This window comes from Polaribacter batillariae, assembly GCF_017498485.1.
In the GTDB taxonomy this organism is placed as follows: Bacteria; Bacteroidota; Bacteroidia; order Flavobacteriales; family Flavobacteriaceae; genus Polaribacter; species Polaribacter batillariae.
In genome coordinates this window covers 1484202-1501846 of sequence record NZ_CP071795.1, presented here as the reverse complement: position 1 = coordinate 1501846, position 17645 = coordinate 1484202, and the positions used below count along the sequence as shown (strand labels likewise).

The 17645-nt window shown below is 31.2% G+C and carries 16 protein-coding genes; 6 read left to right on the top strand and 10 right to left on the bottom strand.

The window, feature by feature from the left end; genetic code table 11:
- Positions 1–3: 3 nt before the first annotated feature.
- The 5 genes from JL193_RS06555 (at position 4) to JL193_RS06535 (ending at position 6622) form a co-directional block, all read left to right on the top strand.
- Positions 4–1785 carry a cytochrome c oxidase subunit I gene (locus tag JL193_RS06555; protein ID WP_207973022.1) on the top strand — a complete coding sequence of 594 codons (1782 nt, stop codon included), beginning with the start codon at positions 4–6 and terminating at the stop codon, positions 1783–1785.
- Between the two features lie 98 nt (positions 1786–1883).
- Positions 1884–2906 carry a Holliday junction branch migration DNA helicase RuvB gene (gene ruvB, locus JL193_RS06550; RefSeq protein ID WP_207973021.1) on the top strand — a complete coding sequence of 341 codons (1023 nt, stop codon included), beginning with the start codon at positions 1884–1886 and terminating at the stop codon, positions 2904–2906.
- 129 nt (positions 2907–3035) lie between these two features.
- Entirely contained in the window at positions 3036–4580 is a 1545-nt protein-coding gene (locus tag JL193_RS06545) for a SulP family inorganic anion transporter (protein WP_243456858.1), read from the top strand.
- Positions 4581–4844: 264 nt separating this feature from the next.
- Complete coding sequence (locus tag JL193_RS06540) at positions 4845–6251, top strand: MBL fold metallo-hydrolase (protein WP_207973020.1); 1407 nt, start codon at positions 4845–4847, stop codon at positions 6249–6251.
- Positions 6252–6256: 5 nt separating this feature from the next.
- A complete protein-coding gene (locus JL193_RS06535) occupies positions 6257–6622 on the top strand; it encodes a rhodanese-like domain-containing protein (protein WP_207973019.1) in 366 nt (121 codons plus the stop codon).
- Between the two features lie 300 nt (positions 6623–6922).
- On the opposite strand, the gene JL193_RS06530 is transcribed toward JL193_RS06535, so the two are convergent.
- From JL193_RS06530 to JL193_RS06490, 9 genes are all read right to left on the bottom strand, one after another.
- A complete protein-coding gene (locus tag JL193_RS06530; RefSeq protein WP_207973018.1) occupies positions 6923–7786 on the bottom strand; it encodes a sigma-70 family RNA polymerase sigma factor in 864 nt (287 codons plus the stop codon).
- 346 nt (positions 7787–8132) lie between these two features.
- A complete protein-coding gene (locus tag JL193_RS06525) occupies positions 8133–8525 on the bottom strand; it encodes a DUF2721 domain-containing protein (protein WP_207973017.1) in 393 nt (130 codons plus the stop codon).
- Positions 8516–9292 carry a glycine betaine ABC transporter substrate-binding protein gene (locus JL193_RS06520; RefSeq protein ID WP_207973016.1) on the bottom strand — a complete coding sequence of 259 codons (777 nt, stop codon included), beginning with the start codon at positions 9290–9292 and terminating at the stop codon, positions 8516–8518. Before JL193_RS06520 ends, JL193_RS06525 begins: the two co-directional genes overlap by 10 nt.
- Before the next feature lie 165 nt (positions 9293–9457).
- Positions 9458–10498 carry an alkene reductase gene (locus tag JL193_RS06515; RefSeq protein ID WP_207973015.1) on the bottom strand — a complete coding sequence of 347 codons (1041 nt, stop codon included), beginning with the start codon at positions 10496–10498 and terminating at the stop codon, positions 9458–9460.
- A 70-nt stretch (positions 10499–10568) separates the two neighbouring features.
- Positions 10569–11066 (bottom strand): DUF1097 domain-containing protein, encoded by a 498-nt coding sequence (locus JL193_RS06510; protein ID WP_207973014.1) that lies wholly within the window; start codon positions 11064–11066, stop codon positions 10569–10571.
- Positions 11067–11456 (bottom strand): hypothetical protein, encoded by a 390-nt coding sequence (locus tag JL193_RS06505; protein ID WP_207973013.1) that lies wholly within the window; start codon positions 11454–11456, stop codon positions 11067–11069.
- A complete protein-coding gene (locus JL193_RS06500) occupies positions 11456–11863 on the bottom strand; it encodes a DoxX family protein (RefSeq protein ID WP_207973012.1) in 408 nt (135 codons plus the stop codon). Before JL193_RS06500 ends, JL193_RS06505 begins: the two co-directional genes overlap by 1 nt.
- Positions 11864–11867: 4 nt before the next feature.
- Positions 11868–12752, bottom strand: coding sequence for an SMP-30/gluconolactonase/LRE family protein (locus JL193_RS06495; protein WP_207973011.1), 885 nt, complete (start codon positions 12750–12752; stop codon positions 11868–11870).
- 150 nt (positions 12753–12902) lie between these two features.
- Positions 12903–13880 (bottom strand): polysaccharide deacetylase family protein, encoded by a 978-nt coding sequence (locus tag JL193_RS06490; RefSeq protein ID WP_207973010.1) that lies wholly within the window; start codon positions 13878–13880, stop codon positions 12903–12905.
- Between the two features lie 107 nt (positions 13881–13987).
- On the opposite strand from JL193_RS06490, the gene JL193_RS06485 reads away from it, so the two are divergent.
- The gene (locus JL193_RS06485) at positions 13988–14839 is read left to right on the top strand and encodes an AraC family transcriptional regulator (protein ID WP_207973009.1); all 852 of its coding nucleotides are present in this window, start codon (positions 13988–13990) and stop codon (positions 14837–14839) included.
- Between the two features lie 132 nt (positions 14840–14971).
- Here JL193_RS06485 and JL193_RS06480 read toward each other — a convergent pair whose 3' ends face one another.
- Complete coding sequence (locus JL193_RS06480) at positions 14972–17326, bottom strand: TonB-dependent receptor (RefSeq protein ID WP_207973008.1); 2355 nt, start codon at positions 17324–17326, stop codon at positions 14972–14974.
- Positions 17327–17645 lie beyond the last annotated feature (319 nt).

Genomic DNA, 17645 nt, shown 5'->3' with positions numbered 1-17645 from the left:
ATTATGTCAGATCATCATCATAAAGAAACATTTGTAACAAAATATATTTTTACTCAAGACCATAAAATGATTTCTAAGCAGTTCTTGGTAACTGGTATGTTTATGGGAATTATAGGGGTATTAATGTCTATGTTATTCCGTATGCAAATTGCTTGGCCAGAAAAATCGTTTTCAATTATTGAAGCATTTTTAGGACCACATCAAACAGATGGAATTATGAACCCAGATATGTACTTAGCATTGGTAACAATCCATGGTACAATAATGGTGTTTTTTGTACTTACTGCAGGTTTAAGCGGTACTTTTTCGAACTTATTAATTCCATTGCAAATTGGAGCCAGAGATATGGCCTCTGGTTTTTTAAATATGATTTCTTACTGGTTATTCTTTATCTCTAGTATTGTAATGGTTATTTCTTTATTTGTAGAAGCTGGACCAGCATCTGCAGGTTGGACAATTTACCCTCCTTTAAGTGCATTACCACAAGCAATTCCAGGTTCTGGAGCAGGTATGACCTTATGGTTGGTTTCGATGGCAATATTTATTGCTTCCTCTTTAATAGGATCTTTAAATTATATCGTTACCGTATTTAACTTGCGTACTAAAGGAATGAAAATGACAAGATTGCCACTAACAATTTGGGCATTTTTTATTACTGCAATTATTGGTGTAGTTTCTTTCCCAGTATTATTATCTGCAGCATTATTATTAATTTTTGATAGAAGCTTTGGAACCTCTTTCTACCTATCAGACATATTTATTTCTGGTGAAGTATTGCATTACCAAGGTGGTTCTCCAGTATTATTCGAACACTTATTTTGGTTCTTAGGTCATCCAGAAGTATATATTGTATTATTACCAGCATTAGGTATTACTTCAGAAATAATCTCTACAAACTCCAGAAAACCAATTTTTGGCTATAGAGCAATGATTGGTTCTATCATGGCAATTGCATTTTTATCGACAATTGTTTGGGGGCACCATATGTTTATCTCAGGAATGAACCCATTCTTAGGATCTGTATTTACATTTACAACACTATTAATTGCAATTCCATCTGCAGTAAAAGCATTTAACTATGTAACCACACTTTGGAAAGGAAATTTACAATTAAACCCTGCAATGTTATTTTCAATAGGATTGGTATCAACATTTGTAACAGGAGGTTTAACAGGGTTGGTTTTAGGAGATTCTGCATTAGATATAAATATTCACGACACCTATTTTGTAGTAGCGCATTTCCACCTAGTGATGGGAGTTTCTGCAATTTTTGGAATGTTTGCTGGTGTGTATCACTGGTTTCCAAAAATGTATGGTAGAATGATGAATAAAACCATGGGATATTGGCACTTTTGGATAAGCATAATTTGTGCTTACGGAGTTTTTTGGCCAATGCATTTTATTGGATTAGCTGGGTTGCCAAGAAGATACTATACCAACACAAACTTTCCAATGTTCGACGATTTAGCCGATATTAATGTAGTAATTACCATTTTTGCATTGGTTGGTGGTTTGGCTCAAATTATATTTTTAGCAAACTTTTTTATCTCTATTTACAGAGGTAAAAAGGCAACACAAAACCCTTGGAACTCAAATACGTTAGAATGGACAACTCCAGTAGAACACATTCATGGAAACTGGCCTGGTAAATTACCAGAAGTACACAGATGGGCGTACGATTACAGTAAGCGTGTAGATCCAAACGACGATGATAGCGATTATTTACATGGCAAAGACTTCGTGTTACAAACAACACCTTTATTAGATGGAGAAGAGCCATCATAAATAAAAATAAAACAATAAAAAACCTTTCCAACTTTGGAAAGGTTTTTTGCTTTATAGAACATTATTTTATCATCTTAAATTCTATTATCTTTGTTTTTATGAACGAAAACTTAAATCCCAAAAACGATAATTACACAAATGAAGAATTAGACGTAGAAAAAAAACTACGTCCGCTTTCGTTTGATGATTTCTCAGGGCAAGATCAAGCAATTGATAATTTAAAAATTTTCGTAGAAGCAGCCAATCAAAGAGGCGAAGCTTTAGACCACACTTTGTTTCATGGTCCTCCAGGTTTAGGAAAAACTACCTTAGCACATATTTTAGCAAACGAGTTAGAAGTTGGTATTAAAATAACTTCTGGCCCCGTTTTAGACAAACCAGGAGATTTGGCTGGTTTATTAACCAATTTAGATGAACGAGATGTGCTTTTTATTGATGAAATCCATCGATTAAGCCCTATTGTAGAAGAATATTTATACTCTGCAATGGAAGATTATAAAATTGATATTATGATTGAATCTGGACCAAATGCCAGAACCGTTCAAATCAATTTAGAACCATTTACCTTAGTTGGCGCCACAACAAGATCAGGATTGTTAACAGCTCCAATGAGAGCTCGTTTTGGAATAAATAGCCGATTGCATTATTATTCAACAGAACTTTTAACCACAATTATTCAAAGAAGTGCAAATATTTTAGGAGTTCCTATTTCCATGGAAGGTGCAATCGAAATTGCTGGAAGAAGTAGAGGAACACCAAGAATTGCAAACGCATTATTAAGAAGAGTACGCGATTTTGCGCAAATTAAAGGTAATGGAAACATTACTATTGAAATTGCAAAATATGCATTAAAAGCACTAAATGTAGATGCCCATGGTTTGGATGAAATGGACAATAAAATTTTAATGACCATTATCGATAAATTTAAAGGAGGCCCAGTAGGATTAAGTACAATAGCAACAGCTGTTTCTGAAAACACAGAAACAATTGAAGAAGTATATGAACCCTTTTTAATTCAGCAAGGATTTATAATGCGTACGCCAAGAGGAAGAGAAGTTACAGAATTGGCATACAAACATTTAGGAAGAATTAAAGGTAGAAGTCAAGGAGAATTGTTTTAGTCTAAGAAACAAGAAACAAGAAAATAGATTGATTTTCTGATAAAATATAATTTAGTAATACATAAAATAGAGATAATAGATTTTGAGTTGGAGTCTTTGTTCTTAATTCTATTTTCTTTGTTCTGATTTATGAATATAAAAAAAGTAATCCCAATTTTAGAATGGTTGCCAAACTATAATAAATCGCTTTTTAAGGGCGATTTAATTGCGGGCATTACTGTAGGTATTATTCTAATTCCGCAAGGAATTGCGTATGCATTAATTGCAGGTTTACCACCTATTTACGGCTTATACTGTGCCTTAGTTCCACAGGTAATGTATGCCATTTTTGGCTCCTCAAGGCAAGTCGCAATAGGTCCTGTAGCTATGGATTCTTTAATTGTTGCAACAGGAGTTTCTACATTGGCATTAGCAGGTTCCGAAAGTTACATTTCCATAGCCATTCTATTAGCATTATTGGTAGGAACTATTCAATTTATAATGGGTATTTTTAGTTTAGGGTTTATTGTAAATTTCCTCTCTAAACCCGTAATTACAGGATTTACATCTGCAGTTGCATTGATAATTGGACTCAATCAATTTCGAAACTTGCTAGGAGTAGATTTTGTACAAAGCGATCAAGTACATATAATTTTAGAAGATATTTGGTTACAAGTTTCAACATTTAATTTGCATACAACCATTATCGGATTAATTTCTGTAGCAGTAATTATTTTTTTTAGAAAAATAAATAAAAAAATACCCAATGCTTTAATTGTAGTTGTTTTTGGAATTTTAATAACGAAATTCTTTGGAGATTCTATGAATAATGTAGCTATTGTAAAAGACATTCCCTCTGGCTTACCAAGCTTTAGTATTCCTACTTTCGATGTAGAACAAATAAGAGAATTATTACCAATTGCATTAACCTTGGTAATGGTTGGTTACTTAGAAACCATTTCAATAGGAAAATCTTTAGAAGCAAAACAAGAAGAATATCGCGTAAGACCCAATCAAGAATTAATTGCTTTAGGGTTAAGTAACATCGTAGGTTCTTTGTTTAAAGCCTATCCTACAACATCAAGTTTTTCACGTTCTGCCATCAATCAAGAAAGTGGTGCAAAAACAGGAATGGCAGCATTAATTTCTGTAGTAATGGTAATTATTACCTTACTTTTTTTAACGCCATTTTTTTACTTTTTACCCAAAACAGTTTTAGCAGCCATAATAATTGTAGCTGTTTTTGGTTTAATTAACTTTAAAGAAGCCACCTTTTTATGGAAAGCAAATAACTTAGATTTCTGGTTAATGATTGCTACTTTTTTATCAACCTTATTTTTTGGTATCGAATATGGTATTATTGTAGGAGTAGGTTTATCGCTAATTATTTTAATTTTTAGAACCTCAAGACCTTACTTTACAGAGTTAGGCAAAGTGCCAAACTCTAATTTTTATAGAAATAAAAACCGTTTTAAAGAAGTAATTATCGAAGACGATATATTGGTTTTTAGATTCGATGCGCAATTATTTTATGCAAATTCGAGTTATTTTAGAGACAATTTAGATGCAATGGCTTTAAAAAAAGGAGACCATTTAAAGTTGATTGTAATTGATGCAGAAAGTATTAATAGAATAGACAGTACAGGGGTAGAAATGCTTAAAGAAAGAATTAAATACTATCAAAAAAAGGTGTAGCCTTTTATTTTTCGGGTGTTAAAGGCCCAGTTAGAGATTCGCTTTTTAGAGGCGGATTGTTAAAAATAATTGATTTGAATCATTTTTTTATGAGAGATAACGATGCCGTTATTTACTATAAAACAGGAGACAGAGCACATCAAGAAAAGTACGCAAAATACATTCATCAAGCTTACGAATAAAAATAAAATAGCTGACAAATATCATTGGAAAAATTGTATTTCTATTGTTATTTAGAGCTTTGTAATAAAAATAGAGAAGAACATGATTATAGAACAAATTTATACAGGTTGCTTAGCACAAGGTGCTTATTATATCGAAAGTAATGGAGAAGTTGCGATTATAGATCCGTTAAGAGAAGTGCAAGATTACATCGATAAAGCAAATAAAAATAATGCGAAAATAAAATATATTTTCGAAACGCATTTTCATGCAGATTTTGTAAGCGGACACGTAACTTTAGCAGAAAAAACACAGGCAAAAATTGTTTTTGGTCCCACAGCTAAAACAAATTTCGATGCCATTATTGCAAAAGATAATCAGGTTTTTAAAGTAGGAGAAATTACCATAACCTTACTGCATACACCTGGCCATACTATGGAAAGTTCTTGTTATTTGTTAAAAGACAAAAACGGAAAAGACCACGCAATTTTTAGTGGAGATACCTTGTTTTTAGGAGATGTAGGAAGACCAGATTTGGCACAAAAAGGAGACATTACACAAGACGATTTAGCTGGATATTTATTTGATAGTTTGCGAAATAAAATAATGCCTTTAGCAGACGATGTTATTGTATATCCTGCTCATGGAGCAGGTTCTGCCTGTGGAAAAAATTTAAGCAAAGAAACTGTGGGCACGATTGGCGAGCAGAAAAAAAACAATTATGCACTAAGAGCAGACATGACAAAAGAGGAATTTATAAAAGAAGTTACAGAAGGTTTATTACCACCACCAGCTTATTTTCCTTTAAATGTAAAACTGAACAAAGAAGGCTACAAAGACATCGAAGATGTAATTGAAAAAAGCACAAGACCTTTGTCTGTTAAAGAATTTGAAATTGCTGCAAACGAAACAAACGCTGTTGTTTTAGATGTAAGACATCAAACAGAATTTATAAAAGGTTTTATTCCTCAATCTATTTTTATAGGAATCGATGGTGGTTTTGCACCTTGGGTGGGTGCATTAATTAAAGACATTAAGCAGCCTATTTTATTGGTTTGTGAAAATGGTAGAGAAGAAGAAGTAATTACCCGTTTATCGAGAGTTGGTTTCGATAACGTAATAGGTTATTTAGAAGGAAGTTTTAAAGCTTGGAAAAATGCAGGCAAAGAAATAGACACTTTAGAGTCGATTTCTGCGAATACTTTAGAAGAAAAAATAAAAGAAAATATTCCTGTTTTTGATGTAAGAAAACCAGGAGAATTTGCAAGTGAACATATAAAAGTTGCCGCAAATACACCCTTAGATTTCTTAAATTCTCATATTTCTGAATTTCCTAAAAAAGGAGATTTTTATGTGCATTGTGCAGGAGGATATCGTTCTGTAATTGCAGCTTCAATTTTAAAAGCAAGAGGATACCATAATGTAATTGATGTTGCAGGAGGGTATGCAGCTATTAAAAAAACTAGCATAGAAAAAACAGATAAAGTTTGTTCTTCGACTTTAAAATAAGTAAAATGAAAAAATATGTCTTTTGGATTTTAGTTGGAATATTTTTTTCTAGTTGCGATACTCAAGAAGAAATTAAAACAATTTCTACAAAAGAATTAAAAGCACTTTTAGCAAAAGAAAATATTCAATTAATGGACGTTAGATCTCCAAAAGAAATAAAAGAAGGCTCTATTAAAACGGCCATGTTTGCCAATTATTTCGATAATGATTTTGCTAAAAAAGTAACACAGCAGTTAAACAAGTTAAAACCCGTTTATTTGATTTGTAGAAGTGGCAACAGAAGTGGTAAAGCATGCAAGATTTTAAAAGAAAAAGGGTATAATGTAATAAATGTTTCTGGTGGTTATAACCAGTGGAAAAAAGAAAATTAGCTAAATTAAGCTACCCAAAAGTTAATGATAAAAACCCTTTGTGCACAAAGCAAAATCTTTTGTAAGCTTTATAGTTGGTAAAATCGAATATTAAAAGAAGCTGTCTCGAAAGTATAAAAATTTGTCATTTCGACTGTAATTTTGTCATTTCGACTGTAATGGAGAAATCTTATTTATCGAATTTTAGTATTTTAGATTTTTCGATAACTTCGGTAGCTACTTTCAATCAAAATATATTTTAATTTTAGTAATGCTCAAAATAACAGTTAAATTTACTTTTGTGACAGCCTGTTTTATGTTTTAGCCTAAATATGTTCTTAACATGTGTCCTTTAGATTTTGATTTTAAACGATTTAAAGCGCGTTGTTTTACCTGACGAACACGTTCTCTCGATAAATCGAATTTTTCACCAATTTCCGATAAACTAGAAGCAGTTTCATTTCCAATTCCATAAAACATTTTAATAACCTTGGCTTCTTTTAAAGACAAAGTATCCAAAGCTCTGTCTATTTCTATAGATAAAGATTGGTTCATTAAATTTTTATCGGGTTTTGGAGATTCATCATACTGCAATACGTTGTATAAATTAGCATCTTCACCTTCTTTAAAAGGAGCGTCCATAGAAACATGTCTTCTAGAATTTCTTAAAGATTGTGCAACTTCAGTTTCAGTCATATCTAATTGCTTCGCAATTTCTTTATGTGTTGGCATGCGTTGTTCGTCTTGCTCTAATCTGGCATATATTTTTTTAATTTTACTAATGCTTCCAATTTTATTTAATGGCAAACGTACAATTCGAGATTGTTCTGCAAGTGCAGACATTATAGATTGACGAATCCACCAAACAGCATAAGAAATAAACTTAAAACCTCTGGTTTCATCAAAACGTTTTGCAGCCTTTACCAAACCTAAATTGCCTTCATTAATTAAGTCAGATAATTTTAAGCCCTGTCCTTGATACTGTTTCGCAACAGATACAACAAATCTTAAATTTGCGCTCACAAGTGTATTTAATGCTTTTTCATCTCCTTTTTTAATTTTTAAAGCCAATTCTACTTCTTCATCAGCAGTAATTAACCCAATTTTACTAATTTCTTGAAAATATTTTTCTAAAGATTTTGCGTCGCGATTGGTTACTTGTTTTACAATTTTAAGTTGTCTCATATATAATTTTTGATTTTTTTTATTAATTAAATGATTTTTTTAAAGAGAAAAAACGCTCTTAAATAATGTTTGTTATAAAGCAATGTTTCTAAACAAATTAGAAAACAGAAGAAATAAATAAAAGAATTTGATTTTTTAGAACTGATAAATCAATAATAGAAAGATGATATTTTTTTCGATTCTTCATAAAGTCCCAATATACAAAAAAGCGCTATTTTTAGCTAAAAATGGCGCTTTTTCTTTTCTTTTTTAACTAAAATTAACGAAAAAGCCAATTTTAAATAATAATGATGCTGTTTATAATTAATTTTACAAGTATATTTTTAGTAAAAAAATAGTATGTTGTTTATTTTCTAAATTTTTGAGCGTCGTTTAACATAATATCTAAAGCTTTTGTAGATATTGAGAGTTCCCATAAAACAAGTAATAAAGAAACGAGTAAACATAAAATACTTCCTGTAAAAAATAATTTGCCCACAAGTTGATTTTCAAAAAACAAAGCAAATAAAGAACCGGTGCAAAGAATAAAACCGATAACTCCGCATATTTGCATTCTTTGAATTACCCAAATTCTCTTTCTTAAAATAGGAATTTGGTAATTTATTTGATCGTCGTTACAATGTTTTTTGTTCTCGTAAAGCTCTCTTATAAATTTTGCAACTGTTGTAAAACGATTGTTGTAAGCTAACAGTAGTAAACTAATAGAACCAAATAATATGGCTGGCGTACTTAGTTCCATATCTTTAAAATATCCTTTGAGATTTCAAATACATCTTTTTCTAATACTTGGTATTGGTAATCTAAATCTGTAACCATTTGGTTACCTAGTTTTATTTTTTTAATAAATTTTAAGGCTTTGGGTTTTAGTTTTACCACTGCATTTTTATGCATAATAATGGTAGCATTATCAACAGTACCTAATAAGCCTCTAGGTTCTTCTAAAGCTCTTATAGAATAAGAATAAAAAAGAAATTGTGGTTTCCAAAGAGGAATAATTACCCATTCTTTTCTTTTGTGAGCTTCTATAAATGCATTTGTACAATCTTGTATGGTTCCGTTTTTAAACTTAAAACCTAAGGTGTCTAAACCATAGTTTTTTATAATATTTCTCGAAAATCTAGAAATCCCTGCACCTTCATTAATTCCTTGAATGGTTTTATTAAATTTTTCTGCATTTGCGGGTTTTAAAATGTCATTAATAGAACTTACAAGTGTTTTTGGTACATAATCTGGAACTCCCCAAATACAAAACGGATTGTATAATGTAGAAAATTTTACAGTTGTTTTTGCCACAGTTTCAATATATTTTCCATGAGAAGATGGCAACCAGGCACCTAAAACCAAATCTATTTTTCCTTCTCTATATTCTTTAAATAATTCTTCATGGGGTGCAGTATGTAGTTGGTATTGTTGCCCAATAGAATCGAAATAATTAAGTACAACTGCAGCAGCTACTTTATGAAAACTTAAATCAATTTGACCTATTTGTAATATTTTATGTTTCATTTTAAGGTTTACAGGAATAAATGGTGTAACTAATTTGAGTTTTTGTGTAATTTTCTGGTAATTAAAGTATTAAAGAGGTAAAAATAGTTATTCTTAAAAAGAGTTGTTTAAAAGCTCCAACACCAAATTTTGGTGTTGGTCACTTTTATTTTTAATATAAATGGATTAATTTAAAAAAGGATAATCTGTATAACCTCTTGCAGTTCCACCACCAAATAAAGTATGGTCGTCGCTAATTTCATTCATTTCGGCATTTAACTCAACACGCTTAGGATAATCTGGATTTGTTAAAAATTTTCTACCAAAACCAACCAAATCAACTAAATTTTTACCTAATAAATCGTTGGCTTGTTCTGGAGTTTTGTTTCCTGTTGCAATAATTGTTTTGCTAAAATTTTTTCTTAATTGAATTCTAAAATCATTCGGAATTTCTGGAGCATCATCCCAATCGGCTTCACACAAATGAATGTAAGTAACGCCAATGCGCTCTAATTCTTTCGCGGCAATTTGTATGGTTTCTAAAATTTCTGGATCGTTCATGTCTTTAAAACTAATAAAAGGAGACAAACGAACGCCTGTTCTTTCGGTTCCAACTTCCTTGGCAACAGCTTCTGTTATTTCAGTTAAAAGTTTAACTCTGTTTTCTTTGCTTCCTCCGTATTCGTCGTTTCTTTCGTTAGAATTACTTCTTAGAAATTGGTCGATTAAATACCCATTTGCTCCGTGAATTTCTACACCATCGAAACCTGCTTCTATGGCATTTTTTGCACCAACTCTAAACTCTTCAATTACTTGATTGATGTCTTGTTGTGTCATTTCTTTTGGTGTTTCTACAGGTACAAAAGTTGCATCTCCATTTGGGGCGCCATCAAAAATATAAACGCTCGTTTCTTTTGCAATTTTTGCAGAAGGTCCTATAGGTTGTAAGCCATTTACTTTAGAACTCGAAACACGGCCAACATGCCATAATTGTAAAAAGATTTTGCTTCCTTTTTTGTGCACTTCGTCTGTAATTAATTTCCAACCTTCAATTTGTTCTTTTGTATAAATTCCGGGTGTTTTTGCATAGCCCATTCCTTGCAAAGAAACTTGTGTTGCTTCTGTAATTATAAGTCCAGCAGAAGCTCTTTGCCCGTAATATGTTGCCATTAATTGGTTGGGAATATCACCAGGTTGAGATGCTCTTGAACGGGTCATTGGTGCCATTAAAAAACGGTTTTTTTAAAGAAATTCCGTTCATATCATAAGGTGTAAAAAGTGTGTTTTTCATATTATTTTAATTTAAAATTTTTGTTAATTTTTCTCTACTAATTATTGTAATATAGCCCGCAAAAATACCTATTAATAAAGGTATAAATAGCTTGGAAAAAATGGTTGTTATTGTTGCTTCTGAGGCAAAATATAAGACTGTTCCTAAAAAAGTTGCGGCAATAAATTCTTCCCAACCTTCTATAATTTCTAAAAAAATAAGAAGCGTTGCAATCCAAAAAACTACGAATGCAGTAACATATAAATCGAAACTTGGTTGTGCTATTAATGTTTTTAAGTAAACAATAAGGTAATTTCCTAGCAATGCAATAAAAATACCAATAAAAAATGCGATTAACATTTTAAAAGACTTTTTCATGTTGCAATTGTGTAAAAAATAGTTCGCCCACGCAAAAAATACAACCCATGCTTTTATAGAAAGCCAACCAGAGATTACAATAACAATAGCCGCAATTAATCCAACTAAAAGAGAATGAAGTATGGTATTTTTATATTTTTTGTTCATCTATTTTTCTTTGAATTCTACAGTGGTAAATATTATTGTGTTTTTTCCGATATTTTCTAGGTTATGAATAAAATAGTTTTGTTCGTTTAAATGTGGAAAATATTTGATGTCATTTTTTTGATACTCAGTTTCAACAATACGACCATCTTTATAATAAGATCTAGATTTTCCTTCTGTAATTGCTGTGTAAAAGTATGGTTTGCAATGTTTGTGAAAGGGCAACGATTTTCCTGCCAATAATCGAATGTTCCAAACTTTAAAAGTTTCTGTTTCTAACAATAAATGTTCGCCAACATTTTCGTTATTTTCTGCTGTTTTTAATGCTTCTTTTAAGTCTTCTGTCCAAAAGGAGTTCCAGTTTCCTTTTTTGTTTATTTCTGTTGTTTTCATTATTTCTTGTGGATTAAAGTGTCCATAGAAATTTTATTTTTATCGATATTAGTTATAATAAAATAGAAGAACAATGCATAAATCATTTGCATTCCTGCCCACTCCCACTTTTCTATTAAACACGAACCGGTTATTAAAATAATAATTACAATTGCTCCAGTAATACTTGCTCTGTAGGTAAACCACCCAAGGATTAATAAAAGCCCGACTGTAAATTCTAAAAAAGGCAAAACACTTCCCCAGGTTGAAACCATAAAAGTTGGTAAAATACTATCTTGAAATGTGGTAACCATCCAATCTTTAAATCCGTTTAATTTAGAAAAACGCACCAAACCATGCCCTAAAAAATTAACACCCATTGCAATACGAAGCAAGGCAAAACCTGTTTGTTGTGGAGTTGTTTTCATAATTTTATTTTTTAAAATGATATTTCAGCAATTTGTTATCTAACATTAAAGGAATAAAAAGCGATTTCGTTTTTTTATCGAAAAAAGTATCGGCACTTCCTTTTTTTAGGTTGATAACCTTTGTTGTTGTATTTAATTTTTTGGAATAATATAACAGTTCGCCAGCCAACCAATCTGTTAGTAAAAAACCGTGTAAAGTTTCACTTAAACCATCTAAGTTGCCAATAGGTTTTGTAATCGGTTTTATGTTTTTAGATTTTAAATCGACACTTAGTAAATTTCCGTTTGTGGTAGTTTCATAAGTTTTTGGATTCATGTTTTTACCCCAATTAGCAACAAATAATTTGTTTTTAGAAACGTATAAACCATTTGGCATGTTTAAATTTTTGTCTTTTAACCAAAGTTCTACGGTTCTATTTCCTTTTTTAGGTAATTTGTAAATTCCGCTAAAACCAAAAGTGTTACTGGCATATACATTCCCTTTTTTATCAACGGTAATGTCATTTAAAAAAGTAGCGTCTTTAGCTTTAAATTTTTCTACTTTGCCAGATTTTATTTTTATTTCTACAATCTCATCAATATCTGTAGTATATAATTTTCTCTTGAAAATAACCAATCCTTTTGGTGCATTTAAACCTGTAATCCATTTTTCAACTAATATTTTTCCATCTAAACGAACTTTAGAAATATAACCATTTCCATCTTTTTCTGTAGGAGCACCATTTATATTCGAAACATATAAAACGTTGTTTTTTGTGTCTAAGACAACACTTTCTGGGTTTTTGAACCCTGTAAGTTCCCAATCTTTTTCTAATTGAAAAGGCAATTTACTTTGCGCATTTACAAATTGAGAAATGATGAGCAATAATGTGTATAACTGTGTTTTCATTGTGTTTGTTTTTAGCAATTACTTTATTTGATTTTCTTGATTTTCAGCCCCGATTGAACTTTTTAACTTCGCTCAAGACAAACGCTGTGTTTGAAATCCTTTTTGCTATTTCTGCAAAAAGATTAAGTAATAAAAGCAGATTCTTAGCTTCTAATTATTAAACTTAAATTCCGAATTATCTTCTGGTGTATTTGGATCGTTTTTTACCATATTTGCAATCTCGTCTTTACGCATAAATACAACACCTTTGTGCTTTTTTGCATATTGTATAAACTGGTCAACTGCATTTACAACTGCTGGAGTTCCGCCAATTCTATCGTGCATGCTTATAGACATCATGCGTCTTTTTGTTGCCCCTTCTTTATATAATTGATCGAATTCCATTTTTAATTGTGCCAAATGCTGATTTGGACTCCAGTGTTTTCCTTCGATATTTACAATGTCGTTATTTCTTAAAGTGTAAGGCATTACTACAAAGTTCTTTCCTCTAACTTTTGTAATAAATGGTTCGTCTCTACTTAAATCGTCTATGTGGTATAAGAAATCTAATTCTTGTAACACCTTTAAAGTATTTGGGCCTCTTCGCAACCAGTTTGCGTTGTAACCACGACCTCTTTTACCTGTAATTGCTTCTACAGTATCAATTCCTTTTTTTATAAAATTAAGTTCGTCTTTATAGCTTAAATTCCACTGATCTTTCCAAGCAATTCCATGGGCAGCAATTTCGTGCCCTCCATTTGCAATGGCTCTTGCAACTTCTGGATATTTTATAGCGGCTTCGCCAACGACGTGAGAAGTAACATAAATATTGTGTTTTTTCCAAAGGTCTAACATTCTATAAACCCCTTCTTTTGCTCCATAACGAAACCAACTTTCTGCAGGCATGTCTGGATTGCCTTTTGGTAACGGGTTTCCAGAAAAAGGACTTTCTGCGCCTTCTGGTTGTCCGCCAGTTTCAAATTGCATAGAAACCGAAATCACCAATTGTGCACCATTTGGCCAATAGCTTTTTCTGCTTTGTATTTCGCTACTTAATTTCTTTTTTTCTGGTGCTTCTTCTTTTTTAGCATCATATACCGAAAATGTTATTAGTACAATGGCCGCAAATGTTTTGTATAATGTTTTCATTTTTTAAAATTTATTTCTTTTATAATTATTCTACAAAATTAGCGTAGAAGTGTAGGGTTAATGTTGTACAAATTCATTGTATATTTGTATAAAACCATTAAAGTGAGATGAAAAGGTTTACTATTTTAAAATCGATTGATGTTATTGAGTTTGAAGCGAAACAAACTTGGGGATATCCAAAGCACAAACACAATTTTTACGAACTTACCTTTATCTTAAAAGGAAAAGGAAAACATGTGTTTAACGATAGCGCTGTTGCTTATAAAAAAGGAGATGTTTTCTTTTTAACACCCAAAGACGAACACGAATTTTTGGTAAAAGCACCTTCTAAATTTGGAATTTTAAAATTTACAGAACAATTATTTTTAGAGAAAACAAATTTTAGTATAATAAACAAAGAGTTAAAAGCTCAGTTAGAATCGATTATTTTTAATTCTTCAATTTCTGATAAAAGCATAAAAGCTTACCAAGAAGATAAAAAGCAATTGTTATACTTGTATAAAATGATTAAAACGGAGTTGGAATCCCCTAATTTACGGAGTAGAAATATTATTTTAGAGTTGTTTGGTGCTCTTTTATTAATTGTTTCTCGAAATTTAATTTCTAATGTAGATTATGTATCGAACCCAATTTTATTGGAAAAAGAAAAAATTGAAAACATTTTAAGATACATAAGATTGCATCTTTTTGATGCAGATAAAGTAAAAATTAAAGCATTAGCCAATACCTTTAACATGTCTGCCAATTACATTAGTATTTATGTGAAAAAACAAACAGGAATTTCGATAAAAGACTACATTATAAAATCGAAATTAAAATTGGCGGAAAGGCTTTTAGAAGAAAGTAACTTAAATATCACGCAAATTGCTACAAAAACGGGTTTTGTAGATGTGAGCCATTTTAGTAAAATATTTAAAAATAAATATGGAAAAAGCCCAAGTGAATATCATAAAAAGTAAAAAAAAGCTGCCTAAAAAAAATTGAAATGTAATTTCGACTGTAATGGAGAAATCTTATTTATTGAATATCTAGATTTTTCGACTTCACTTAAAAGGATTTGTTATTTTTTAGACAGCCTCTTTTAGTAGGTTTTAGAACTTTAAAGTTACGCCAACTAAGAAGTTTCTTGTGGCTTGTGGGTAATAACCAGCGCCATCTTCTGTAATTGTATTTCCATTTCCATCAGAATAATCGTAGGTGTAATAATACCCTCTGTTTACATATTCTGCATTAAAAATATTATTAACTAATGCAGTAAACACGATTGATTTAAAGATTCTTTTCGGCGAAATTTGATACACAAAATTCAAATCACTCGTAAAAAATGCATCTAAAACGTCGTTATTAGAAACACGACTTCCTAAATTACTCATTAATTGTTTTCCAACGTATTTAGAGAGTAAAGAGAATTGTAAATTATCTAAAGGTTTGTAAGTAAAAATGTTTCCAACAACTACTTCTGGCGAAAAAGAAAGATCTGTTTTTCCTAAATTCTCTAAACTTCCTGCAATAGAAGCAATAAAATTTCGATTCTTATTACTACTAAATGCCGCATTTGGGCGTATAGAAAATCGATCTGAAAGCGTAATATCTGCATCTATTTCTAAACCTAACCTGTAACTATTTCCAGAGGTTGCTCTCACTGGAGCGCCAACATCATCCAAAGCACCTGTTAAAACTAACTGATTTTTATAATTCATATAATAAATATTGGTATTTAATTTTACAGTTTCCTTTTTTAAACGCCAACCCAATTCGTAATCGTGTAAAGTCTCTGGTGTTGTAACTCCGTTTTCGAAATCGTTTCTATTTGGTTCTCTATTTGCCACTGCAAAAGAGGCGTATAAATTGTTGTCGTTGTTAATTTCGTAAGTAAAACCAAACTTCGGATTAAAGAAATTAAAATCGGCATCAACGTCAATAGGCACAATATCCGAAGTAATTCCTTTGGTTTGATAATTTACAAAACGACCTTGTAAATCTACATAAACACCTAATTTCTCACTCACATCGAAAGTTGCTTTTGCGAAAGCAGAAAAATCTGTTTTTTGGGCATCAGAAAAATAATAACGATCTCTAATATTGGCATTTGTACCAAATTGTTTTGCCCAAATTACTTCCCCAAAATGATCTCCATCATATTTAGAATACGAAACTCCAGAAACAAAATTTAAACCTTCTGCTTTATAATTTGTGCTGAAATTTACGACATGAAAATCATTATCTAACCAACGTCTAACAATTAAATCGGTTTCGCCATTTCCATTTGTAGCTTCTACAATTCCGCCAAAATCACTTACATCTTCATCTTCTTTAAACTGCTCGAAATATCCAGAACCTTTGGTGTAATTCAACCCTAAATTTGTAGACCAGTTTTCGTTAATTTTTTCATTCCAGTGCAATTGATAATGATTTTGTTCGTAATTATCTACCTCATTTTCATAGGTATAAGGGTTTTGTCTTCTGTCTTCTTCTAATTGTTTTTTTGTTAAACCAAACCAAGATTGATACGTTCTTTCTTTTCCACCAAAAGTAATGGCTTTTATCAACGTATTTTCATCAGAATAACTTCCTTGTAAATAGTACGATTTTAAATCAGAAAAAGCTCTATCTACATAACCATCTGAATAAATATTAGACAAACGTCCAGCAATTTCTACATTATTATTTAGTTTTCCTGTACTAAATTTTACCGTGTGTTTTCTGGTCGCAAAAGAACCAAAAGAATTTGAAATTTCTCCAAAAGCTTCTTCTGAAACGGCATCTGTTAAAATATTTAAACTTGCACCAAAAGCACCAGAGCCGTTTGTAGAAGTTCCTACTCCACGTTGTAATTGTAAATTCTGAGTAGAAGAAGCAAAATCGCCTAAATTTACCCAAAAAGAACCGTGACTTTCTGCATCGTTGTAAGGAATTCCGTTTACAGTTACATTAATTCGTTCGCCATTAGAACCACGAACGCTCATATAAGTGTAACCAACTCCAGCACCAGCATCGCTAGATGAAACTACGTTTGGCAAATAATTCATTAAAATAGGAATGTCTTGCCCTAAATTACGTTTTGCAATTTCTTTCTTAGATAAGTTCGAAAAAGTAACAGGTACATCTGTATTTACACGAACTGCAGAAACCAAAATTTCACCCAATTGGGTTGCATCTGTATTTAGTTGAATTACATACTCTTCGTCTTTTATAATGGTAATTTTCTCGGAAATAGTTTTGTAACCAACAAAAGAAGCCTGTATCGTATAAACACCTTTTGGTAGGTTAATACTAAAATTTCCATCGAAATCTGTTGCTGTTCCTTTTTTAGTTTCTTTCACTAAAATGGTTGCACCAAATAACGGATTTTTGTTTTCATCGACAATTTTTCCCGAAAACCTAAACGATTGGGCGTTTGCAACAATACTTGCAAACAAGAATAAAAAAATGGATATTTTTTTCATTTTAAAAAAATAAAACGAATAAAAAGAGGTAATTATTCTTATAATTAATATTGAATAACTTCGTTAAAAACTTATAAATTATTAGTTTTAAAATATCACTTCGAGCGCAGTAGAGAGGTTTTAATAATTCTCGACTGCACTCGAACTAACAACTAAATAATTTAGTTAAGTTCGAATTTCCCTAAACAGCATTATCTGTTCTAGGTTCTTTGGGTATGATCTCAGCCTTTTCCAGTATTCAGCCATCAGTATGCAGTTTGCAGTTTAACTGCTTACTGCCAACTAAAAAACTGCCAACTAAATTAGCACCCCTTTTTGA

What these genes read in the sequence shown, in the direction of transcription:
- ruvB (WP_207973021.1), top strand. Translation starts at nt 1,884, where the DNA reads ATGAACGAAAACTTAAATCCCAAAAACGATAATTACACAAATGAAGAA.
- JL193_RS06530 (WP_207973018.1), bottom strand. Translation starts at nt 7,786, where the DNA reads ATGAGACAACTTAAAATTGTAAAACAAGTAACCAATCGCGACGCAAAA.
- JL193_RS06515 (WP_207973015.1), bottom strand. Translation starts at nt 10,498, where the DNA reads ATGGCACCAATGACCCGTTCAAGAGCATCTCAACCTGGTGATATTCCC.
- JL193_RS06505 (WP_207973013.1), bottom strand. Translation starts at nt 11,456, where the DNA reads ATGAAAACAACAGAAATAAACAAAAAAGGAAACTGGAACTCCTTTTGG.
- JL193_RS06490 (WP_207973010.1), bottom strand. Translation starts at nt 13,880, where the DNA reads ATGAAAACATTATACAAAACATTTGCGGCCATTGTACTAATAACATTT.
- JL193_RS06495 (WP_207973011.1), bottom strand. Translation starts at nt 12,752, where the DNA reads ATGAAAACACAGTTATACACATTATTGCTCATCATTTCTCAATTTGTA.
- JL193_RS06535 (WP_207973019.1), top strand. Translation starts at nt 6,257, where the DNA reads ATGAAAAAATATGTCTTTTGGATTTTAGTTGGAATATTTTTTTCTAGT.
- JL193_RS06480 (WP_207973008.1), bottom strand. Translation starts at nt 17,326, where the DNA reads ATGAAAAAAATATCCATTTTTTTATTCTTGTTTGCAAGTATTGTTGCA.
- JL193_RS06520 (WP_207973016.1), bottom strand. Translation starts at nt 9,292, where the DNA reads ATGAAACATAAAATATTACAAATAGGTCAAATTGATTTAAGTTTTCAT.
- JL193_RS06500 (WP_207973012.1), bottom strand. Translation starts at nt 11,863, where the DNA reads ATGAAAACAACTCCACAACAAACAGGTTTTGCCTTGCTTCGTATTGCA.
- JL193_RS06555 (WP_207973022.1), top strand. Translation starts at nt 4, where the DNA reads ATGTCAGATCATCATCATAAAGAAACATTTGTAACAAAATATATTTTT.
- JL193_RS06540 (WP_207973020.1), top strand. Translation starts at nt 4,845, where the DNA reads ATGATTATAGAACAAATTTATACAGGTTGCTTAGCACAAGGTGCTTAT.
- JL193_RS06510 (WP_207973014.1), bottom strand. Translation starts at nt 11,066, where the DNA reads ATGAACAAAAAATATAAAAATACCATACTTCATTCTCTTTTAGTTGGA.
- JL193_RS06545 (WP_243456858.1), top strand. Translation starts at nt 3,036, where the DNA reads ATGAATATAAAAAAAGTAATCCCAATTTTAGAATGGTTGCCAAACTAT.
- JL193_RS06485 (WP_207973009.1), top strand. Translation starts at nt 13,988, where the DNA reads ATGAAAAGGTTTACTATTTTAAAATCGATTGATGTTATTGAGTTTGAA.
- JL193_RS06525 (WP_207973017.1), bottom strand. Translation starts at nt 8,525, where the DNA reads ATGGAACTAAGTACGCCAGCCATATTATTTGGTTCTATTAGTTTACTA.